Raw genomic sequence first — 20,589 nt, 5'->3', positions numbered from 1 at the left:
CCTCCCCCGCGTCACCGTCCCGGGTGGGGACCTCGGAGGCGGCCGAGGTGGTCGTGGACCATGCGGATGGCGACCGCGCCCTCCCCGACCGCGGAGGCCACCCGCTTCACCGACCCGTGCCGGACGTCGCCGACGGCGAACACGCCGGGCACGCTGGTCTCGAACTCGCGGACCTCACCGCCGGCGGGGCCGCCGCGCCGGTCGGCGCCGGTCAGGACGTGGCCGGTGCCGTCCCGGTCGATCGCACCGGGCAGCCAGTCGGTGTGCGGCTCGGCGCCGATCAGCACGAACAGGCCCGCGGCGGGGACCGTCTCGGTGTCCCCGCCGTCCCCGTCGCGCACCACCAGGTGGGTCAGCCGCCCCTCACCGCTGCCGCCGACCGCCTCGGCGCCGTGGCGGACGGTGACGTTGGGCGCCGCGTCGATCTCGCGGACCAGGTAGTCGGACATGGTCGCGGCCAGTGAGGCGCCGCGCACCAGGAGCGTCACCCGCCGGGCGTAGCGGGCCAGGTGCAGCGCGGCCTGCCCCGCCGAGTTGGCCCCTCCGACGACGTACACCTCCTCCCCCGCCATCGCCTGCGCCTCCGGTGCCGCGGCGCCGTAGAAGACCCCCGCCCCGACGAGCGCGTCCAGGGACGGGACGCCGAGCCGCCGGTAGGTCACCCCGGTGGCGAGGACGACGGCCCGGCTGGTGACGGCGCTGCCGTCGCTCAGCGAGACGACGAGGCCGTCGCCCGAGGTCTCCAGGCCGACCGCGCGCGGTCCGTAGACGAACTCCGCGCCCAGCAGCCAGGCCTGCTCGTAGGCCCGCTGCGCCAGGTCGGCGCCGGGGATGCCGCGGGGGAAGCCCAGGTAGTTGCGGATGAGCGAGCTGGTGCCGGCCTGCCCACCCATCGCCTCGGCCTCCAGCACGACCGTGCGCAGCCCCTCGGAGGCGCCGTAGACCGCCGCGGCCAGCCCCGCGGGGCCCGCACCGACGACCGTGACGTCGTGGGGCCGCGGGTCCGGCCGGGTCCTGACGCCGAGCGCGTCGGCGATCTCGAGACCGGACGGGTCCTCGAGGACCCGTCCGTCGAAGAGGACGACCACCGGCAGGCGGGCGGCCGGCCGGCCCACCTCCCGCAGCAGCGCCCGGCCCTCCTCGGACGCCACGTCGTGGAAGCCGTAGGCCACGCTGTTGCGGCTGAGCAGGTCCCGGATCTCGTGGGAGCGCGCCGTCCAGCGCTCCCCGACCACCCGGGCCGCCAGGAACCGCGGCCGGTTCGGCAGCGCCCACTGGTACAGGAACTGCCCGATCGCCTGGTGGAAGTGCTCGTCCCCGGGCTGCCAGGGCTTGGTGACCCAGTCGATCTGCCGCAGCACCGACACCGGCAGCACGGGGGCGGTCGACCGGTCGTGCCAGGTGATCAGCACCGACCGTCGCGCCTCCGGGTGCAGCGCCCGCACGCGGTCGAGGAACTCGACGCCGGTCATCCCGGGCATCCACTGGTCGGCGAGGACCAGCGCCACCTCCCCGCCCGCCGCCCGCACCCGCGCCAGGTCGCCGAGCGCCTCCTCCGCCGAGGTGAGGCAGCGGACGTCGTAGTCGGTGCCGTAGCGCTTGGTCAGCTCCTCCTGCACCGGACGCAGCGCGGCCGGGTCGTCGTCCACCGCCATCAGCACGGGCCTGTCCATCGCGTCCCCTCCGCCGGTGACCGCGCAGTGTGCCGCAGGCCGGTTCGCGCGTGGGGTGGGTGCTCGGCCCCCGCCACGGCAGGAGGCCCCGCGGTCGCCGACCACGGGGCCTCCGTGCGTCCTCGGAGCGGCCTGACGTCAGCCGCTGCGATCAGGCGGCCGTCGCGCGGGCGGCCTCCTCGATCAGCCGAGCGACGACGTCGGGCCGGGAGACGGTCACGGCGTGCGACGCATCGACCTCGACGGTGTGCGAGTTCGCCCGCTCGGCCATGAACCGCTGGGCCCCGGCCGGGACGGCCAGGTCCTGGAGCGTGACCAGGGTCCAGGACGGGACGGTCCTCCAGGCCGCCTTCGTCGCCTTGTCCGCGAGCGCGTCGCCGGTGATCGGCCGCTGCGTGACGGCCATCAGCTCGGCGACGTCCGCCGGCACGTCGGCGGCGAAGACCGGCCGGAACCTCTCCTGCTCGATGTAGAGGTCGTCGACGGTCTGCCCGTCGGGACCCTGCACGGGCACCGGGCGCAGCGCCGACCCCAGCTCGTTGCCCGGGAACCTCCCGGCCAGTTCACCGGTGCTCTCCCCCTCGTCGAGCAGGAAGCTGGCGACGAAGACCAGCGCCCTCACCTGCGGGAGCCCCGCGGCCGCCTCGCTCACCACGCTGCCGCCGTACGAGTGGCCGGCCAGGACGACCGGCCCGTCCACGCTCTCCAGGACGTCGCGCAGGAGCGCGGCGTCGCCGTGCAGCGAACGGAGCGGGTTGGCCACCCCGATCACCGGATGGCCGTCCCGCCGGAGCCGGGCGATCACGCCGTTCCAGCTCGACGAGTCGGCGAACGCCCCGTGGACCAGCACCACCGTGGGCGGGGCGGTGCGGGTCTCGAGCGTGCTGCTGGTCATGGCTCCTCCTCATCGGTCAGGCGGGCGCTCCGACGTCGCCCGTCCGGTGGCACCTCTCCTGCGTCCCCCGCCAACGCCTCTGGTATGCGATATATTGCATGCAGGGATGATGGGCAGGAAGGGTCTCCTCCGGGCTTCCTCGTTCCGCCTCGTCCCGCCGTCCGTGCGCCCGGTACCGCCAGGAGGTCCACCCGTGCCGATCCCCCCGACGAGCCCCGGGGTCGACCGCGGCCTGCTGCGCGACGACGTCTACCGCCGCCTGCGCGACGCGATCGTCGACGGCACGTTCACCCCCGGCGAGCAGCTCAGGGACCTGGAGCTCGCCGCCTGGCTCGGCGTCAGCCGGACGCCGGTCCGCGAGGCGCTGCTGCGCCTCGCGCACAGCGGGCTGGTCCTGGCCCGGCCGGGCCGGTCGACGGTCGTGAGCCCGCTCGACGTCCGCGCGGTCCGGGACGCCCGCGACGTCGTCGCGGCGATGCACGAGCTCGCCGTCCGGGAGGCCGTCCCCGTCCTCACCGAGGCGGACCTGGCCGCCATGCGCGACGCCAACCGCCGGTTCGCCGCCGCCGTCGACTCCGGGAACGTCGAGTCCGCCCTCCGGATCGACGACGAGCTGCACGGCGTCCTGGTGCGCATCTCCGGCAACCGGGCGCTCGCGACCGTCCTCGAGCAGTTCACGCCCACGGTGCGCCGTGCGGAGCGGTTGCGGTTCGGCTCCCTCCGCGGCCGGGCGTCGGTCACCCGGCACGACGAGCTGATCCGGCTCTGCGCCGCCGGTGACGTCGAGGGCGCGGCCGCCGTCGCGTACGACACCTGGCACAGCCTGCCGAGCGCCGGGGCGTGACCGCCGGACGGCGGTCGTCACGGGGCGATGACCAGCCCCGCGACGAGGTCGCCGTCCATCGTGAAGCGGTAGCGGAGGTCGACGACGCCGCCGGGGAAGTCGCCCTCCAGCCGGTGGGTGGCGACCCAGTGCGCGTCGTCGACGCGCTCGGCACCGACGAGCTCGGTGGTGTAGCTGAACCCGGCGCCGGCCCCGGACAGGAAGCGCCGGATCTCCTCGGTGCCCCGGTGGGTCCTGCCCTCGTCGACGACCACCGCGGTCGGGGTGAAGGCGCGCAGCGCGACGTCGGCCTCCCGGGCCCGGTGCGCGGTGAGGAAGCCGCGGATCGTCGCGGGCAGCTGGTCGGGCCGGATGCCGGTCGGTGTGGTCACGCCCCGACGGTGCACCCTCCCCCTGGGGGAGGGTCGAGCGGTGGACCCTCCCCCAGGGGGAGGGTGCACAGTGCTCCGGTGCTGGCGATCGGCGAGTTCTCCCGGCTGACCCACCTCAGCGTGCGCACCCTGCGCCGGTACCACGACGCGGGCCTGCTCGAGCCGGCGACCGTGGACGAGGCCACCGGCTACCGCTACTACAGCGCGGACCAGATCCCGACCGCCCAGGTCGTCCACCGCCTGCGCGAGCTCGACGTCCCCCTGTCCGACGTCCAGCGCATCCTGCGCTCCCCCGACCCGGGCGCCCGTGCCGCGCTGGTCTCCGAGCACCTGCAGCGGCTGGAGTCCGAACTGGACCGCACCCGGGCCGCGGTGGCGTCGCTGCGCCGGCTGCTGCGACCGGAGCCGGCCCCGCTCGACGTCGAGGTGCGCGCGGTGCCGGCCACGACCGTGGCCGCGGTCGAGGACGACGTGACGCACGACCAGCTCCTCCCCTGGTACGCCGGCGCCACGGCCGAGCTGGACGCCGTGGTCGGCGAGCCGACCGGCGTCCCCGGAGGGCTGTACGACAACGCGCTCTTCGAGGCCGGCCGCGGGCACGCGCTCGTGTACCGGCCGACGGCCCGGCCGCCGAGCAGCGGCCGCGTGCACCCGGTGACCCTGCCGGCCGTCGAGCTGGCCGTCACCACCCACGTCGGCGAGCACCACGACATCGACGTCACCTACGGCGAGCTGGGGACCTGGGTGGTGGCCAACGCCCTCGCGGTGGCCGGGCCGGTGCGGGAGACCTACCTGGCCGGCCCGCGCGACACCCCCGACCCGTCGGCCTGGCGGACCGAGATCGGCTGGCCGGTCTTCCGCGTGGCCGCGCGCTGACGGTCACCCGCGCGGCGTCAGGCCCCGCCGCAGCTCCTCCAGGGCCTGCGCGAGGCCGACCCGGGGCACCCAGCCCCACCTCCGCGCGCGGTCGGTGAGCAGCTGCCCGGTCCACACCGGCTCGTCGGTCCACTCCGGGGCGACGCCCAGCGCGTCGGTCACCGCGCCGAGGTAGTCCCGCCACGTCGCGGGCTCACCGGCGACGATGACCGGGGTCGTGCCGCCGGCCACGGGGCCCCGCTCCGGGTCGTCGGACGTCGCGACGGCACCGGTGGCGACGTCCGCGACGAAGGCCGCCAGGTCCTCGACGTGCACCCAGGGCCAGGTCTGCGACGGGTCGGCCCGGCGGTCCCCGCCGTCGCGGATCCCCCGCGGTCGCAGCGTGTTCCACACCGAGGTCTCGCCGGTGCCCAGGACCGCCGGCGGGCGGACCAGCACGGTCGTGAGCCCGCCGACCTGTGCCAGCGCGGCGTCGGCGGCGTTCTTGGTGTCGGGGTAGTCGCCGCTGCCCTCGGGCAGGAGGGGGCCGTCCTCGGCGATGTCCCCGACGCCGGCCGAGCGGTCGTAGACCCCCGCCGTGGAGAGGTGCACCAGCCGGGCGACGCCGGAGTCGCGGGCGGCCCGGGCGAGGACCGCCGTGCCCTCGACGCCGACCCGGTGCTGGACCTCCCGCGGCGAGCCCATCGGGTGGACCGTCGTGACGACCGCGTCGGCGCCCCGGGTCACCGCGCGGGCGAGGGACTCGTCGGCGAAGTCGCCGACGTGCTCGGTGACCCCGTCGAGCGCGGGCGCGCCGCCGGCGCGGCGGACCACGGCGCGCACCCGCGCCGACCGCTCGACGAGCGCCCTGCACACCGCGGTGCCCACCAGGCCGTTCGCACCGGTCACCACGACGACGGGAGAGACGGGGGCCATGTCGCCCACCCTGTCAGCGAGCCCCCGACGGCGCTCGTCGGTGGGCCCCTCACGACGAGAGGTAGCGGATCACCGCCAGCACCCGGCGGTGGTCGTCGTCGCTGGGCGCCAGGCCGAGCTCGTCGTAGATGTGGGACGTGTGCTGCACGACCGCCCGTTCGGTGACGGACAGGGTCCGGGCGATCGACGCGTTGGTCCGCCCCTCGGACATCAGGGCGAGCACCTGCTGCTGGCGGGGGGTCAACCGGTCGAGCGCACCGTGGTGCCCCCTGGCGCGGGCGACCATGAGGCTCACGACCTCGGGGTCGAGGACGGTGCCGCCGGCAGCGATGCGGCGGATGTCGTCGGTGAACGTGTCGACGTCGGCGATCCGCTGCTTGAGGAGGTAGCCGACGCCCGACGAGCGGTCGCCCAGCAGCTCGACGGCGTAGGCGCGCTGGAGGTGCTGCGACAGCACGAGGACGGCGGTCCCGGGGTGCTCCCGGCGGATCCTCACCGCCGCGCGCAGGCCCGCGTCCTTGCGGTCGGGGGGCATCCGGATGTCGGTGACGACGACGTCGGGAGCGTGCTCCTCCGTGCTGCGGACCAGCTCGTGGGCGTCCCCGACCGCGGCGACGACGTCGAACCCGGCCGCCTGCAGCACGTGCGTGAGCCCGGTGCGCAACAGCGCCTCGTCCTCGCCGATCACGACCCGCACGGCAGCTCCACCAGCAGCCGGGTGCCCCCGCCGGCCGGGCTGTCGACGGTGAACCGGCCACCGAGGGCGTCGACACGGTCGGCGAGGCCGCGCAGCCCCACCCCACCCTCCTGGGTCGCACCGCCGACGCCGTCGTCGGTCACGCCGATGACGAGCCGCGCCGGCGCGTGCTCGAGCGTCACGGTCAGGGTGGCGGCCGCGGCGTGCTTGACCGCGTTCGTCAGCGCCTCCGCGACCACGAAGTAGGCCGTCCTCTCGACCGTCGCCGGCAGGCGCCCGTCGACCTCGGCCACCGCCAGCCGGGTGGGCAGCGGCACGCGGTCGACCAGGTCCTCGATCGCCGCGGTCAGGCCCCGCTCGACGAGGGCGGCCGGCATCAGGGCGTGCACGATCCCCCGGAGGTGCCGGGCGGCACCGTCGATGCCGACACGGAGGCGCGTCGCCGCGCCGGGGAGATCGGCCGCCCCGTCGACGTGCGCCAGCTGCTGTGCCTCCAGGGCGAGCAGGACGAGCTCCACCTGCAGACCGTCGTGCAGGTCCTGGGCGATGCGCTGCCGCGCCCGGTCGCCGGCCTCGACGAGGCGGGCGCGCGACCGCCGGAGGTCGGCGTGGCTGGCCCGCAGCTCGGCCGTCAGCCGGTCGTGGTCGATGGCGAGGGCGGCCACCTGCCCCGCCCCGCGGACCAGCTCGGCGTCGTCGACCACCGTCGTGTCGTAGACGACGGCGCCGATCCGTCGCGACCCGAGCTCGATGTCGACCAGGTCGCGGTGCTCGCCCAGCGCCGACGCGTCGAACGGTGCGCCGCTCCCGTCCACGAGCGTGCGCCCGTCGCGCGAGGCGTAGACGACCTGCAGCGACGGGTCCCCGAGGACCCGCCCGAGGGCCTCGGCGAGCCGCTCCGGGGTGGCGGCGGGCGAGGCCACCCAGGCACCGAGCTCCTGGATCTCGGCGGTCCTCGCGAACCCCCCGCGCAGCACCGCCGCCGCGAGGGCGACGGGCACCCCGGCGAGCAGTCCGATCTGGAGCCCGACCACCTGCACGGGCGAGAGACCGGCGGACGGACCCAGGAGAGGACCCAGCGGCGTCGCCAGGACGGCCAGGATCCCGTAGGCGTACAGCGGCAGCAGGACCCTCCGTTGGCCGGGCGTCGCGGTCCGCAGCCGCCCGGCGAGCACACCCGCCGTCATGAGCATGACGACCATCCCGGCGGCCCGCTGGAGCCAGGTCCCGGCGGAGAGCAGGTCCACCCGGTGGCCGACGGAGAGCACGCCGCCCGGGCTGGCACCCGCGTCGAAGAGGTAGGTCGGGACCTGCAGGACGAGGGACACCCCGAAGGCCCCCACCACCGTCAGGCGGGAGGTGCGCGAGCGGAGGCGGCCGGACGGGAAGGCGTGCAGCAGCCAGACGGTCACGGCGAGCGGGGTGGTGGCGAGCACGACACCGACCGCCACCAGGACGGGTGTCCCGGTGTTGGCGAGGGCGGCCACGAACCACGAGAGAGCCCCGATGACCATGATCGGGCCGGTCCGGTTGCTCGGCCGGCGGCGCCACGCCTCGAGCCCCGCGGCCAGGTGGACGAGCCCCCCGGCCGGGAACAGGGCGAGCAGCCACCACCCGGCGCCACCCCGGTCGGCGAACAGGGCGATCTCGACGCCGGCGACGACGGCACCGGACGCGCCGATCAGCGCGAGGCCCACCATCAGCGCCCGGGCCAGCGGCGACCGGACACCGCCCCGATGCGCCACCGGTGCAGCATGGCACCGGCGACGTGCGCCCGGTGCGGCGTCGCACCGGCCACGACTCCCGCCGGACCCTGTACCCAGGTCCAGGTGAGCGGGCCACCCCGGTCCATTGGCCGGCGGTCGCGACCTCGCCAGGGTCGGCTACGCCCCCGGACCGGCTCCCCTCGGAAGGTCGACCATGACAGCTGCAGAGCGCTCGTGCGGGTCGCGTCGTCCCCGGTCGGCCGGCTCGCTGACCGCCTCGATCGCGGCCACGGCGGCCGCGCTGCTGGTCGTGGCCCCCGCCCCGGCGCACGCGTCGCCCGGGAACGCGACGGCGTCGTCGGGGGTCCCGGCGTACGCCGTGGCCGTGCAGCCCGAACTCGACCGGATCGTGCGGGACCTGGCGGTCACCGGCGCCGTCGTCCTGGTGCGGTCCCCCGAGCTGGGCGACTGGGCCACCACGACGGGCACCCGGACCTGGCACGGCACCGAGCCGGTCTCGCTCGCCGACCACGTCCGGATCGGCAGCAACACCAAGACCTGGACCGCCACGGTGGTCCTGCAGCTGGTCGACGAGGGCAGGATCGGCCTGGACGACCCGGTGTCGCGGTACCGCCCCGACGTGCCCAACGGGGAGGACATCACCATCGCCCAGTTGCTCGACATGACCAGCGGCCTGGCCAACTACACCACCGACCTCACGCTGAACGAGCAGATGGACAGCAACCCCGGCCGGGTGTGGGACCCGGAGGAGCTGCTCGCCATCGGCCTCGCCGAGCCGCCCGCCTTCCCCCCGGGCGAGGGGTTCCTGTACTCGAACACCAACACCGTGCTGCTGGGCCTGATCATCGAGCAGCTCACCGGGGTCCCGGTGGAGCAGGCCTTCCAGGACCGGATCTTCGACCCGCTGGGGCTGGACGAGACCTCCTTCCCGGCCCGGACCGACGCGTCGATCCCCGAGCCGCACCCGCGGATGTACACCTTCGGCACGAACGTGGAGACGATCGACAGCCTCGTGCTCCCACCCGAGGTCCAGGCCGCGGCCACCGCCGGGACCCTGGAGCCGATGGACGTCACCGACACCAACCCCTCCTGGGGGTGGACCGCGGGCGCCGGGATCTCCACCGCGGAGGACCTCGCCGACTACGTGGAGGAACTGGTCGACGGGTGCCTGCTCAGCCCGCGGCTGCAGCAGGAGCGGATCGCCAGCGTCCAGCCGGTGGACCCGGACGACCCGGCGAGCCCCGGCTACGGGCTCGGCCTGGCCCGCTTCGGGCCCGTGTACGGGCACACCGGTGAGCTCCCCGGGACCAACTCCTTCATGGGCCACGACCCGGTGCGGGACATCACCGTCGTCACCTGGACCTCCACCGCCCCCGCACCCGACGGCGAGGGCCCGGCCGTCGAGCTCGCCAGGACGGTGATCGACGAGCTCTACGCCGGCTGACCGGCACCCCGGCCGGCCGGGTCCCCACGACGGGGCCCGGCCCCGGGACCCCACCCCGTCCCCTCCACGGGAGGAGCTGTTCCTCGTGCGCCGATGGATGCGACCCGCCGCCCTCGCCCTCGCCCTGCTCGCCGGGGCCGGGACGACCGGCTTCACCGCCACCCCCGAGCACCCGGCGGGGTCCGCTCCCGCCCCGGCCGCGACCCTCGACCCGGACCTCGCCGCACGGATCGACGAACTGGCGCGGGCCGCGCTGACCGACGGCGTCACCGGCGCGGTGGTCGGCATCTCCGACCCGGCCCGTGGGAGCTACCTGCAGGCCTACGGGACCGCGGACACCACGGGGACCCCGATGACCACCGACGTGCACTACCGCATCGCCAGCGTCACCAAGACCCTCACCGCCCAGGCGGTGCTGCGCCTGGTCGACCAGGGGCGGCTGTCCCTCGACGACCGCCTGGACGAGTACGTCCCCGACATCCCCCACGGGGACGAGATCACCATCCGGGACCTCCTGGGCATGCGCGCCGGTGTGTACGACTTCGTCGCGGACGAGGACTTCCTGGCGCGGTACGCCGCCGATCCGCTCCTGCCGGGGTGGTCCCCCTACGACGCGCTCGAGATCATCCGCGCGCACGCCGGCGAGGCCACCCCACCGGGCGAGGCGACCGTGTACTCCAACTCGGAGTACGTGCTGCTCGGGCTGGTCCTCGAGCGGGTCACCGGCCGCTCGGCACAGCAGGTGACCACCTCGGTGATCGAGGAGCTCGGCCTCCCGGAGACGTCGTACCCCACGACCGCGGCCCTGCCGGAGCCGTTCGCCCACGGCTACGTGAACACCGACAGCGAGCTGGCACCGCCGGACCCCGGCGCGGAGGAGCCCCGGGACGTGACGTACAGCAACCCCGAGGTCCCGTTCACCGCCGGCGCGGTCGTCTCCACCGTGCCGGACATGCTCCGCTACGCCGAGCAGCTGGCGACCGGGGCGGGCCTCACCCCGGAGACCGCCCGGCTGCGCCAGGAGTGGACGCCGCTCACCTCGAGCGGCATCCGGGTGCAGTACGGCCTCGGCGTCCTCCGGCTCGGGGACTGGGTCGGCCACAACGGCTCGGTCTTCGGCTACAGCGACGTGGTCTCCCACCTGCCGGAGCAGGGGGCGAGCGTGGTGGTGATGGTGAACGCGGCCGACGGAGAGGCCGTCCCCGCGACCGACCTCTGGGGCGGGATCGTCAGGCTGCTGTACCCCGACAGCCTGCCGACCTGGTGACCGTCCGGGCGTCGCGGTCCGCCGCGACGACGGAGCACGGGCGCCCACCCGACCAGGCCGCCGCACCGCCCCGGCCCCCGCGCGACGACCACCCGCGGCACGCCGTCCGCGACGGCGCGCCCGGCACCCTGGCCCCGCACGCCGCCGGGGGCCACACTCCGTGTCCCGCCCTCCTCCTGGAGCTCGCGATGCTGCGGACCCGGTTGTGCGACCTGCTCGACATCGCCGTGCCGGTGGTGGTCGCGCCGTTCGGGCCCTGGGACGAGACGGCGCTGGCGGTGGAGGTCTGCCGGGCCGGGGCGCTCGGCAGCCTCGGCACCGCGCTGCGCCGGCCGTCGGAGCTGCGCGCGCAGTGGCAGCGGGTGCGGGAGGGCACCGACCGCCCCTTCGCGGTCAACCACACCGGGCGGCCGTTCGACCCCGAGGCGTTCGCGGCCACGCTCGAGTTCGCCCCCGCGGCGATCAGCTTCCACATGGGCGTCCCCGCCGACCTCGTCGCGCGTGCGCACGACGCCGGGATCCGCTGGATCCAGGCGGTCGGCGACGTCCGGGCCGCGGAGGCCGCGCTGGAGGCCGGTGCCGACGTGCTGGTCGCCCAGGGCACGGAGGCCGGCGGCAACGGCGGGTGGGTCGGCAGCCTGGTCCTCGTGCCGGCCGTCGTCGACCTGGCCGGGGACGTGCCGGTGGTCGCCGCCGGCGGCATCGCCGACGGCCGGGGCCTGGCCGCCGCCCTCGCGCTCGGGGCGCAGGGGGCGAGCCTGGGCACCCGCTTCCTCGCCACTCCCGAGATGGGCGTCGACCAGGAGTGGAAGGACCGGATCGTGGCCGCGGACGCCACCGACGCGGTCAAGGTCCCGCACAGCGAGCGGGTGATGCCCCGGTTCACCCTCCCGCAGATCGGGCAGCCGTACGCGCCCCGGGCGCTGCGGACCGAGCTGGTCTCCCGGCTGGAGCGGGCGCCGGAGACGGTCGACCCGGAGCGCGTGGGGCACGAGCTGCGCGCCCGCGTGCGGGCCGGCGGCGGCCACGACCTGCTGCCGTTCGCGGGGCAGTCGGTCCAGCTCGTCCACGACGTCGTCCCGGCCCGCGAGCTGGTCGCCCGCCTCGTCGCCGAGGCCGAGGAGGCCCTGCGGACGGCGGCGGGGGCGGTCACGACCGGGCCGGCACCGCGGCCGCGGACCCCGGCACCCCCGGCCGCGCGGGGACCCGTCGACCAGCGGGCGTGAGGGCGCCGCGACGACGCGGCCCCCGCCGGGACCGGGACCGATGCCCCGGCCCAGCGGAGCGAGCGGCGTGCGGTCAGGGGATCCGGTCCGGTATGCGGCGGCCCTCGATGAGCAGGCACACGTGCTGCAGGCCGGCGATCGACGCCGCCTGCAGCAGGGGCAACCGCACGAACACCGCGCCGAGGGGACCCAGGAACGAGGCGAAGAGCCACACCGAGGTCGCCAGGCACAGCAGGCGCCGGCCGGACCCTCCGCTGTCGACACCGCGCCGGGCGAGGGGCAGGACGCCCAGCCCGAAGGCCGTTCCCAGGACCACCGACAGCAGCGCGGCGCTGCGGGCACCCCCGAGCCAGTCCGCGGGGAGGACGCCCAGCACGGCCGCCGCGATCGCGGCCGACCACCACAGGCGTCCCGCCGGGCGGCCGGTTCCGCGGCCCGGCCGCTCGTAGCAGTCCAGTTCGGTGGGCGGGTGCTCGGCGAGCATCCGGGACCGGTCCTCGTAGACCGCCACGGAGGGGTGGTTCCGCCGGACCCGCGCGGTGAGGTCCACCGGCACGGCGCCCGACAGCCAGAGCGCCTCGATCCGGCAGAACTCGGCGCGCAGCCCACGGGTCCCCGCGACGACGTGACCCCAGCAGGAGACCACGGCGAGGACGTGGCGGCTGCGCGGCTGGTCACCGGCCCACTGCTCCGCGCCGAAGGCGTAGAAGCCGCACGTGCAGTCCGGAGCAGGGCTGGGGTGCGGCGGGCGGTCCCCGTTCAGGCAGCGCGCCTCGTTGGCGCCGTCGTGCCAGGGGTCGGTGGAGAACAGCGGGTAGAGGGCACCGTCCGGACCGATCCGGAAGGTGCGCAGCGCTCTGATCTGGCCCACACGTGGCTCGAAGCCACCGTAGGGATCCACCGCTGCTACTCCACGGGCGAGGGATCCCGGGGCGGCTGGGGTCGCTCCGGGGAGACCGGCTCGAGGGGCGGCTCGGGCACGGGCAGGACCTCGATGCGGCGGACTTCCTTGCCGATGTTGCCCACGACACCAGCGTAGGGATCCACTGCGCGATCGGGACGTCTTCCGTCCCCGCGAGCTCGGGCGGTGCCGGGGGCGGCGCACCGTCCCGTGGACGTGCCGTCCGCTCCGCGCACGGGACCGCTCGTCGCGGGGAGCGCCCGGTGGGAGGATCGGGCGTCGGGGACGGAAGGGGTGGCGCCGTGGCCGGGCAGCAGCCGATCGAGCCGAGCGAGATCTACCGGGCGGACGGCAGCCGGGTGCCCCGGCGCCGTGCGCCGCTGGGCACGGTGCCGGCCGCGGTGCGGTCCCTGCTCCCGGCGCTGTCACGCGGCACGACCGCAGGGTCCCTGGTCACCGCCTCGGCGCTCGCGGTCGCGGCGGCCGTCACCGCACGGGCCGCCGAGGCGGCACGCCACGTGCTGGAGCAGGCGGCTCGGGAGGCGCTGTCGACGCGTCCCACCGGGTCGTGGATCGAGGTCTCCGTCACCCGGATCGAGGTGCGCTGGCCGCGCTGAGCCGTGCCGGGCGCCGTGGAGGACGCGGCAGGCGGCGCCACGGAGGTCCGGCACCGTCGCGGGCGGGCTCGCGAGCGGCGGGGTGGACCGGCGTCGGCGTCTCCGGGTGGGGTCGTGTCCCGGCCGGGCGGAGTCCCGTCCCGGGTCGAGCGGACGCGCCGGACTCCCTGGCGCGACCGGGCGACCGGATGTAGCAAGGAGGTCCTGCCGTCGACGAGGGAGCACTCCGATGGCCGACAAGTCGCCCCACGACGACCACGCGACGAAGAGGTCGGGCAAGGCCGTCAAGGCCAAGCGCGACGAGCGCAAGGAGAAGCAGCGGGCCGCCAGGGAGATGGAGCGGCTGATGCGCCCGCGGAAGGCCAAGGCCTGACCGACCTCCGCGGGCAGGACCCCGCCCGCGCCGTCACCGGTCCCCGGGCAGGAGGCCCGGCGTGTGTGCGCGACCGCTCCAGCGCCCGGGGCGCCGCCCTCCACCTCATCCCGGGGCGATGTTCTGGTTGCGCCGGAACAGGTTCGTCGGGTCGTACTGCCGCTTGAGCGCGGTCAGTCGCCGGAGCTTGGTCTCCCCGTAGGCCTGCCTCACCCGGGCCTGCCCCTCCTCCATGAGGAAGTTGACGTAGACGCCGGTGTGGAACGGGGCCAGGGCCGTCCAGTAGTCGCGCGCCCACTGGCGCTGCTCCTCGAAGCCGTCCGGGCCGGCGGTGTTGCCGTTGATGTTGAAGGTGAACCCGGCGGACCGGCCGTTGAAGGCGGTGGCGTCGTCCGGGACCCGGGCGACCGCCCCGCCCATCTGCCACAACGCCACGCTGCTGAGCGGCGAGGTGATCCGGCGGCCGAACTCCACGACGACGTCGATCACGTCGTCGCTGAGCCGCGCCACGTCGCAGGAGCGGACGGAGTACCAGCAGCCGTGCCGGAACGAGGGGTCGAACATCTTCTGGTGCGCCACGAACGGCTTCGGCGACACGACGTCCAGCACCGGCGTCCCGAAGCCCCGCATCGGCGCCAGGACCCGCTGCCCCTCGTCGACGTCGCCCGCGTAGCAGGCCGCCACCGCCACCACCGGCCGGCCGACCAGCTCCGGCGGGACCACCGGCAGGGCCGGGGCGAGCCGCTGGACGACGATCGTCATCAACTCGTCGGGCCCCTCGGCCACCCAGTCCCGGTAGAAGCGCAGGACCCGCTCGGCGTCGTCCGTCGACCAGAAGGTCGCCCCGGCCATCACCTGCGGCCCCAGGGGGTGCATGCGGAACCGGAACCCGGTGACCACCCCGAAGTTGCCGCCGCCGCCGCGCAACCCCCAGAACAGGTCCGCGTTCTCGTCCTCGCCGGCCCGGACGACCTCGCCGTCGGCGGTCACCACGTCCGCGGACAGCAGGGAGTCGACGGTGAGGCCGTCCCTGCGCATGACCCAGCCGATGCCACCCCCGAGGGTCAGCCCGGCCAGCCCGGTGTGCGAGACGATGCCGGCCGGCACCACCAGGCCGTGCTCCTGGGTCCGCTCGTCCAGCTCCCCCAGCAGCACCCCCGCCTGGACGGCCGCCACCCGGGAGTCCGGATCCAGCCGGACGCGGTTCATCCGCCGGAGGTCGATCACCAGGCCGCCGTCGCAGGTGGACAGCCCCGGGAAGCTGTGCCCTCCGCTGCGGACGGCGATGGGCAGCTGCTCGTCGCGGCCGAACCGGATGGCGGCGCGGACGTCGTCCGCGCCCGTGCACCGGGCGATGACGGCGGGCCGGCCGTCGATCGACCCGTTCCAGAGCCTGCGGTGCTCGTCGTACCCGGCGTCCGCAGCGGTGAGGACCTCGCCCCGCAGCGCGGCACGGAGGCCGGCGACGGCGGTGTCGCTGACCGGGGCGGCCGTGGACCGGACGCCCCCGGGATCCGTCGTGGTGGTCATGGGAGAAGTGTCGGGACGACGGGCGGGCGCGACAGGGACCTAGGTTCCACCCTGCTCCCGGCTCAGCCGGACGGGGTCGAGGACGTCGATGTGGTCCCGGTGCGTGGCGATCACCCCGGCCTCGCGGAGCTCCCTCAGCACCCGCACCACCACCTCACGGACGCTGCCCACCGCATCGGCGAGCGCCTGCTGGCTCACGGGGACCGTGAGCACCGGCCGCGTCCCCCCGGCGGTCCGGGACCCCTGGGACGCCAGGTCCAGGAGGTGCCGGGCGACCCGTTGCCGCACGGTGGTGAAGGCGCTGCCGGGGATCTCGGAGATGAAGCTGAGCGCCCGCTCGGCCATCTCGCGCAGGAGCGCGTCGGCCACCTGCGGGTCCTGGGCGGCGGCGCGGCGCACGACGTCGGGCGACAGACGCAGCACCTCGGAGTCGACCACCGCCTGGATCCCCGCGGGCAGGCGGAAGTCGGCCCCGTACATCGACACGACGCCGACGAGCGCTCCGCGACGGGCGTACCGCACGGTCAGGCTGCGTCCGTCCGGCGCCGTGACGAACACGCGGACGAGACCGTCCACCACCAGTTCCAGCAGCTCGGCCGTCTCGCCCTCCCGGTGGATCACCGAACCGGTCGGCACGCGGACGAGACGCGCCCCCGTGAGCAGCCGCTGCTGGGCGGGGGCGGGGAGGCGGGCGAGCTTCGACGCAGCGAGGGCAGCCAGGACGCCGTCCACCCCCGCACGGTAGGTCCCCGGGGCGGGCGGATCCACGGCCGCACCGGGCGCCCCGCGCGGGGCGACCGTCAGGAGCCGGCGGTCAGGCGCCTGCCCATCTGCTCGTGGACGGCCTGGATCGCCTGCAGCGGGCGGATCATCACGCGGAACTCGACGATCCGCCCGGCGTCGTCGCAGCGCACGATGTCGACCCCGTTGACGTACCTGCCCTGCACGCTCGTCTCGAACTCCAGCACCGCGGTGTCGCCCGCGACGACCTGCTTGGTGTACCGGAACGCCCCGTCGGGACCGTCGCCGGCGAGGGCGTCGGCCGCCGCCTGGAGGTACCGCGTGGTGATCGCCCTGCCCTCCTGCGGCGTGAACACCACCGGCGAGTAGAAGACGACGTCGTCGGCGAGCAGCTCGTCCAGGGCGTCCGGCGCCTTGCTCTCCATGTAGCGGTGCCAGCGGGCGACGACGTCGTCGATCACGGGGTGCCTCCTCGGCGGCGGGTCAGCGGACCGTGCTCACGGAGCCTGCCGGGGACCCTGCCGGTCCAGCCAGTCGACCATCGCCGCCCGGGTGGCGGCCGACAGCCGGTGCCAGTCGGCCAGCGGCACCCGCGGCACCCCGGCGGCCCGGCAGGCGGCGGCCACCGCGCCGGCCGGCGCCTCGGGGTCCCAGGCGGGGTCGAGCACCACCGCGGGGCGGTCCGCCGTCGTCGCGAGCAGGTCCGCGAGCGTGTACCCGGGCCGGGCGCGCAGCAGCGGCTCCCCGCAGCTCGGGGCGGTGAGCACCATCCCGGCCGGCGGCACGTCCCCCAGGGCGGACAGGTGCAGCGCCACCAGCGCCCCGGTGCCGTAGGCGGCGACCCAGGCCCGGTCGTGCCCGGTGGCCGCCGCGGCGACGGCGGCCACCGCGGCCGCGTCGGCGGTCATCCGGCCCAGCGGGGAGGAGTCCGGCCCGGGGTGCTCGCCGTGCCGCGAGCCGCTGCCGACCGGGTCGTGGCAGGCGACGGCCCAGCCGGCCGCGGCCAGCAGCGCGGGCAGCGGCTCGGCCTGCTCGTACCCGGCCCGCCACCCGGTCGCGGCGCACGGCGGGCCGAGCCAGAGCACCAGCCCGCGGCTCCTCCCCCCGTCCGGCGGGCGCAGGAGGGTGACCGCGACGCCGTCCGGGGTCCGCAGGTCCTCCTCCCCCGCCCCGCCGGCGGCGGTCCCGGCCGGGCCGAGTGCGGCGCGGACGGCGGCTCGCAGCTCCTCGCCGCGGAACGGGCGTGGCCCCGGGCGCACGCGGTCGGCCGGCCACGGGACCGGTGACGGCGCTCCCGGCGCGCGCCCGGGACGGCGGGGTGCGCCGCCGAGCGCCGCCTGCGCCCAGTCCAGCTGGGCGGCCACCGCGGACCCGTCCGCCCGGTGCCCGCCCGGGCGCAGCACCAGCTCCAGCGCGTCGGGCCGGCCGAGCAGCGCGTGGGCCTCCCGCGCGGCGTCCACCGCGGCGCGGGCGGCCGGGACGCGCTCGACCGGGTCCTCGACCGCCACCGACACCAGCACCGGGCGCGGGGCAGCCAGCGCGAGCAGCTCGTGCGCGTCGGTGGGCAGCCGGTGCTCCCGCCCGGCGAACCAGCGCAGCCGCGGGTGGAACCAGCCCGGGTAGTGCCGGGTGAGCAGCTCCACCCCCTCGCCGAAGTGCCGGTCGGTGCACAGCCGGGCGGGGATGGCGCCCAGCACGCCGCTGGAGCTGGACACGACGCCGGCGAAGCGGTCGTCGAACGCGGCGGCGAGCAGCGCGGTCTTGCCGTTGCGGCTGTGCCCGCCGACGAGCACCCGGCGGGCGTCCACGCCGGCCTGGTCCTGCAGCGCGTCGAGGACCCGGGACAGCGCCCACGCCCGCCAGGCCAGCCGGCCGGCGACCACCGAGGGGAAGGCCCGCTCCACGTCCTCGGTGTCGTCGTCGCCGTCCGCGGCCGAGACCAGGCAGGCCCCCCACCCGCGGGCCAGCGCCGCCTCCGCCCACGACCCGTGGCCGGACTGCAGGAGGTAGACCGGGACGTCGCGGCGCACGCCCGCCGCGGGCACGGGCAGCAGCAGCCGCGCCTGCACCGACCAGCCCGCGCCGACGACGAGCTCGCGGACCTCCACGCCGCCCGCCGTGCGCACCCGGTCGACGCGGGCGGGCGTGCGGCGGGGTGGAGGCGGGAGGTCCCCGGTCAGCCACCGCCGCCAGCGGGCGCGCAGCACCGCCCGCCGCGCCGGCCACCCGGCGGCACCGGCGCGGCCGCCGGGGAGGCCCTCGACCGGGGACCACAGGCCGGTGCGGGCCGGCAGCCGGGCGAAGTCCGGCGCCGGCTCCCCGCCGGCCGCCAGCCATGCCTCGAAGGGCCCGCTCGGCGGCAGGATGCCGGCGAGCTCGGCGGTGTTGCGCCGCCGGCGGGCCGCGGCCGAGCGCCCGTCCCGGGACCGGCTCCCCGGCACCACCTGCGTCATGCGTCCGCACCGTAGGACCGCCCGGTGTCCTGACGCTGTCCCACGCGTCGCGTCGGTGCTGCGCCGGGCCCGTGGGGTTCGGCGGGCCCGGGGCCCGGGCACCAGGGCGGCGTGCGCGTGCTGCTGGTGATCACCGACGAGGACTGGTACGAGGACGCCGGCTACGCGGCCGCGTGGGTGCGGGCGCTGGAGGCGGAGGGCGCGGAGGTCGAGCGGCTGGCCCGGGTGCCGGACGACTGGCCGGTCACCGGCCCGCCACCGGGCCGCTACGACCTGGCGATCGCGCACGTGCTGGTCGAGGAGGTCGTGGCCTACGCGCCGACCTTCGCCCTGGCCACGCTGCTCGAGGCGGCCGGCGTGCCGCTGCTCAACCCCGTCACCTCCCTGGTCGCCTCCGCCGACAAGCTGGTGACCCACGCCGTGTGGGCGGCCGCCGGCGTGCCGCAGCCGGCCGCGTGGGACCTCGCCCGGGTCCGGGAGTGGCCGATGCCGGGACGGCGGATGGTGCTCAAGCCCTCGCTCGGCGACGGTGCCCGCTACGTCGAGCTGGTCGGCGACCTCGACGCCGCCCGTGCGGTCGAGGCCGGCTGGCGGGAGCACGAGGCGGCCGGCGGGCACCGGCGGGGCACGTCGCTGCTGCAGGAGTGGATCGCCGAGCCGGCGTGCGCGCGGGTCTTCGCCACGCCCACCACCACCTCCCTGGTCTACGAGAAGTCCCGGGAGGAGGGGGCGCTGGTCACCCACGGCACGGTGTACCCGAAGGTGTACGAGGCGCCGCCGGAGATGGCGCAGCTGGCCTCGCGGATGGTCGCCGCGCTCGGCGGCGGGCTGATGGGCGTGGACGTGCTCGTCGAGCCGGACGGCCGGCTGCTCGCGCTGGAGGCCAACGCCCCCTTCGGCTTCGACGTCACCGACCCCGAGCAGGGCCGGTGGGTGGCCCGCGCCGCGCTCGCGGTCGCCGAGCGCGCGGCCGCGAACCGCCCGGCGGCGGCCGCGTGAGCCCGGAGGACGGCCTCGACGAGGCGCTGCACCGGCTGCCCGAGCTGGTGCTCGAGCCGCGCTCGGGCTCGGGCGGCTGGGGCGTGCTCATCGGCCCGCGGGCGGACGCCGGCCGGCTCGCGCGCGCCCGTGCCGCCGTCCTGGCCGACCCCGGGGAGTGGATCGCCCAGGAGCCGGTGGCGCTGTCGACCCACCCCACGGTCGTCGACGGCGCGCTCGTGCCGCGGCACGTGGACTACCGGCCGTACGCCTCCTGCGCCGGCGAGGAGACGACCCTGCTGCCGGGCGGCCTCACCCGGGTGTCCCTGACCGGGGGTGAGCTGGTGGTCAACGCCTCGCAGGGCGGCGGTGCCAAGGGCACCTGGGTGGTCGGCTGAGCGTCCCCCGGCGCCGGGATGGGCGAGCATGCACCGGTGGGATCCCCCTCCCGCACCCGCCGGGTCGCGGCCGTGGTCGTGGCCGCCGGGTGCACCGCCGCCGTTCCCGTGTCCGGGGAGCTGTCCCCCGGCGCGCTGCTGGCCGTCGGCGGCACCGGCCTGCTGGCGACGGCGGCCGGGCTGGCCGCGCACGCCGGCGCGGGCGCCCCGCGGGTCGGCCGCCGGGCCCTGCCCTGGCTCGCCTGGCTGGCCGCGGCCCTGGCGTGGGAGGCGGTCACCCTCCTCGACGGCGACCTGCCGGCCCTGAGCGACCTCGCCGACCCGCTCCTCGCGCACCCGGCCGCGCGGGCGGCGGCGACCCTGGGCTGGCTGGCGGCCGGGGCCTGGCTGCTGACCCGGCCCGCGGCTCCTCCGGAGCGGTCGTGACCGGCACCACGGTGTCGGTCACGGCGGTGGTGCTGCTCCTGGCCGCCGGCCTGTCCCTGGAGGTCTCCGCCCGCCGGAGGGGCTCCCCGGCTCCCCTGGCGCAGGCGCTCTCTGCGGCGATGCGCACGACCCCCGGCCGGCTGGCGGTGCTCCTCGCGTGGGCCTGGCTCGGCGTGCACTTCCTGGCCCGCTGACCAGGCCGTCCCGCTCCCGGCCCCTGGTGGACGGCGGCCGGCG

At 76.6% G+C, this 20,589-nt stretch carries 22 protein-coding genes; 11 read left to right on the top strand and 11 right to left on the bottom strand.

Annotated elements, in window-relative coordinates; translation table 11 throughout:
• Nucleotides 1–11 precede the first annotated feature (11 nt).
• Both ACFO3M_RS13665 and ACFO3M_RS13660 read right to left on the bottom strand, forming a co-directional pair.
• Nucleotides 12–1,673: an NAD(P)/FAD-dependent oxidoreductase gene (locus ACFO3M_RS13665; protein WP_387989486.1), complete on the bottom strand. Its 1,662-nt coding sequence runs from the start codon at nt 1,671–1,673 to the stop codon at nt 12–14.
• 151 nt (nt 1,674–1,824) lie between these two features.
• Entirely contained in the window at nt 1,825–2,568 is a 744-nt protein-coding gene (locus ACFO3M_RS13660) for an alpha/beta fold hydrolase (RefSeq protein WP_387989483.1), read from the bottom strand.
• Between the two features lie 193 nt (nt 2,569–2,761).
• On the opposite strand from ACFO3M_RS13660, the gene ACFO3M_RS13655 reads away from it, so the two are divergent.
• Nucleotides 2,762–3,412 (top strand): GntR family transcriptional regulator, encoded by a 651-nt coding sequence (locus ACFO3M_RS13655; RefSeq protein ID WP_387989480.1) that lies wholly within the window; start codon nt 2,762–2,764, stop codon nt 3,410–3,412.
• A gap of 17 nt (nt 3,413–3,429) precedes the next feature.
• On the opposite strand, the gene ACFO3M_RS13650 is transcribed toward ACFO3M_RS13655, so the two are convergent.
• Complete coding sequence (locus ACFO3M_RS13650; protein WP_387989477.1) at nt 3,430–3,783, bottom strand: nuclear transport factor 2-like protein; 354 nt, start codon at nt 3,781–3,783, stop codon at nt 3,430–3,432.
• Nucleotides 3,784–3,861: 78 nt separating this feature from the next.
• On the opposite strand from ACFO3M_RS13650, the gene ACFO3M_RS13645 reads away from it, so the two are divergent.
• Nucleotides 3,862–4,659 carry a MerR family transcriptional regulator gene (locus ACFO3M_RS13645; RefSeq protein WP_387989475.1) on the top strand — a complete coding sequence of 266 codons (798 nt, stop codon included), beginning with the start codon at nt 3,862–3,864 and terminating at the stop codon, nt 4,657–4,659.
• A 3-nt stretch (nt 4,660–4,662) separates the two neighbouring features.
• On the opposite strand, the gene ACFO3M_RS13640 is transcribed toward ACFO3M_RS13645, so the two are convergent.
• Genes ACFO3M_RS13640 through ACFO3M_RS13630 form a run of 3 tightly spaced genes read right to left on the bottom strand, consistent with a single transcriptional unit; the run spans nt 4,663 to nt 8,016 of the window.
• Complete coding sequence (locus ACFO3M_RS13640; protein ID WP_387989473.1) at nt 4,663–5,574, bottom strand: NAD-dependent epimerase/dehydratase family protein; 912 nt, start codon at nt 5,572–5,574, stop codon at nt 4,663–4,665.
• A gap of 49 nt (nt 5,575–5,623) precedes the next feature.
• Nucleotides 5,624–6,271 (bottom strand): response regulator transcription factor, encoded by a 648-nt coding sequence (locus ACFO3M_RS13635; protein ID WP_387989470.1) that lies wholly within the window; start codon nt 6,269–6,271, stop codon nt 5,624–5,626.
• Entirely contained in the window at nt 6,259–8,016 is a 1,758-nt protein-coding gene (locus tag ACFO3M_RS13630; RefSeq protein WP_387989467.1) for a sensor histidine kinase, read from the bottom strand. Before ACFO3M_RS13630 ends, ACFO3M_RS13635 begins: the two co-directional genes overlap by 13 nt.
• 175 nt (nt 8,017–8,191) lie before the next feature.
• On the opposite strand from ACFO3M_RS13630, the gene ACFO3M_RS13625 reads away from it, so the two are divergent.
• The 3 genes from ACFO3M_RS13625 (at nt 8,192) to ACFO3M_RS13615 (ending at nt 11,935) form a co-directional block, all read left to right on the top strand.
• On the top strand, nt 8,192–9,442 hold the full coding sequence (locus ACFO3M_RS13625; RefSeq protein ID WP_387989464.1) for a serine hydrolase domain-containing protein: 1,251 nt from the start codon (nt 8,192–8,194) through the stop codon (nt 9,440–9,442).
• An 85-nt stretch (nt 9,443–9,527) separates the two neighbouring features.
• Nucleotides 9,528–10,709, top strand: coding sequence for a serine hydrolase domain-containing protein (locus ACFO3M_RS13620; RefSeq protein WP_387989461.1), 1,182 nt, complete (start codon nt 9,528–9,530; stop codon nt 10,707–10,709).
• 188 nt (nt 10,710–10,897) lie between these two features.
• Nucleotides 10,898–11,935 carry an NAD(P)H-dependent flavin oxidoreductase gene (locus ACFO3M_RS13615; RefSeq protein WP_387989459.1) on the top strand — a complete coding sequence of 346 codons (1,038 nt, stop codon included), beginning with the start codon at nt 10,898–10,900 and terminating at the stop codon, nt 11,933–11,935.
• Between the two features lie 73 nt (nt 11,936–12,008).
• On the opposite strand, the gene ACFO3M_RS13610 is transcribed toward ACFO3M_RS13615, so the two are convergent.
• Nucleotides 12,009–12,806 carry a hypothetical protein gene (locus ACFO3M_RS13610; RefSeq protein WP_387989456.1) on the bottom strand — a complete coding sequence of 266 codons (798 nt, stop codon included), beginning with the start codon at nt 12,804–12,806 and terminating at the stop codon, nt 12,009–12,011.
• Between the two features lie 332 nt (nt 12,807–13,138).
• On the opposite strand from ACFO3M_RS13610, the gene ACFO3M_RS13605 reads away from it, so the two are divergent.
• Both ACFO3M_RS13605 and ACFO3M_RS13600 read left to right on the top strand, forming a co-directional pair.
• Nucleotides 13,139–13,453, top strand: a complete 315-nt coding sequence (locus ACFO3M_RS13605) for a hypothetical protein (RefSeq protein ID WP_387989453.1) — start codon at nt 13,139–13,141, stop codon at nt 13,451–13,453.
• A 229-nt stretch (nt 13,454–13,682) separates the two neighbouring features.
• Complete coding sequence (locus ACFO3M_RS13600; protein ID WP_387989450.1) at nt 13,683–13,826, top strand: hypothetical protein; 144 nt, start codon at nt 13,683–13,685, stop codon at nt 13,824–13,826.
• A 105-nt stretch (nt 13,827–13,931) separates the two neighbouring features.
• Here ACFO3M_RS13600 and ACFO3M_RS13595 read toward each other — a convergent pair whose 3' ends face one another.
• The 4 genes from ACFO3M_RS13595 to ACFO3M_RS13580 form a co-directional block, all read right to left on the bottom strand.
• Complete coding sequence (locus tag ACFO3M_RS13595) at nt 13,932–15,356, bottom strand: FAD-binding oxidoreductase (RefSeq protein ID WP_387989447.1); 1,425 nt, start codon at nt 15,354–15,356, stop codon at nt 13,932–13,934.
• A 39-nt stretch (nt 15,357–15,395) separates the two neighbouring features.
• Nucleotides 15,396–16,088, bottom strand: coding sequence for a Crp/Fnr family transcriptional regulator (locus ACFO3M_RS13590; protein ID WP_387989444.1), 693 nt, complete (start codon nt 16,086–16,088; stop codon nt 15,396–15,398).
• A gap of 68 nt (nt 16,089–16,156) precedes the next feature.
• Nucleotides 16,157–16,558, bottom strand: a complete 402-nt coding sequence (locus ACFO3M_RS13585; protein ID WP_387989441.1) for a nuclear transport factor 2 family protein — start codon at nt 16,556–16,558, stop codon at nt 16,157–16,159.
• A 36-nt stretch (nt 16,559–16,594) separates the two neighbouring features.
• Nucleotides 16,595–18,550: a glucuronyl esterase domain-containing protein gene (locus ACFO3M_RS13580; protein WP_387989438.1), complete on the bottom strand. Its 1,956-nt coding sequence runs from the start codon at nt 18,548–18,550 to the stop codon at nt 16,595–16,597.
• A gap of 111 nt (nt 18,551–18,661) precedes the next feature.
• Between ACFO3M_RS13580 and ACFO3M_RS13575 the strand changes: the two genes are divergently transcribed.
• From ACFO3M_RS13575 to ACFO3M_RS13560, 4 genes are read left to right on the top strand one after another with little or no spacing between them, the layout of a single operon-like run.
• Nucleotides 18,662–19,549, top strand: coding sequence for an ATP-grasp domain-containing protein (locus ACFO3M_RS13575; RefSeq protein ID WP_387989435.1), 888 nt, complete (start codon nt 18,662–18,664; stop codon nt 19,547–19,549).
• Entirely contained in the window at nt 19,546–19,926 is a 381-nt protein-coding gene (locus ACFO3M_RS13570; protein WP_387989432.1) for a circularly permuted type 2 ATP-grasp protein, read from the top strand. The genes ACFO3M_RS13575 and ACFO3M_RS13570 overlap by 4 nt, the downstream gene beginning before the upstream one ends.
• 36 nt (nt 19,927–19,962) lie before the next feature.
• Entirely contained in the window at nt 19,963–20,352 is a 390-nt protein-coding gene (locus tag ACFO3M_RS13565; RefSeq protein WP_387989429.1) for a hypothetical protein, read from the top strand.
• Complete coding sequence (locus ACFO3M_RS13560) at nt 20,349–20,546, top strand: DUF6186 family protein (protein ID WP_387989426.1); 198 nt, start codon at nt 20,349–20,351, stop codon at nt 20,544–20,546. The genes ACFO3M_RS13565 and ACFO3M_RS13560 overlap by 4 nt, the downstream gene beginning before the upstream one ends.
• Nucleotides 20,547–20,589 lie beyond the last annotated feature (43 nt).

Origin of the sequence: Geodermatophilus arenarius (assembly GCF_042654585.1) — a bacterium.
Taxonomy (GTDB): Bacteria; Actinomycetota; Actinomycetes; order Mycobacteriales; family Geodermatophilaceae; genus Geodermatophilus; species Geodermatophilus arenarius.
This window is presented reverse-complemented; position numbering and strand designations above follow the sequence as displayed.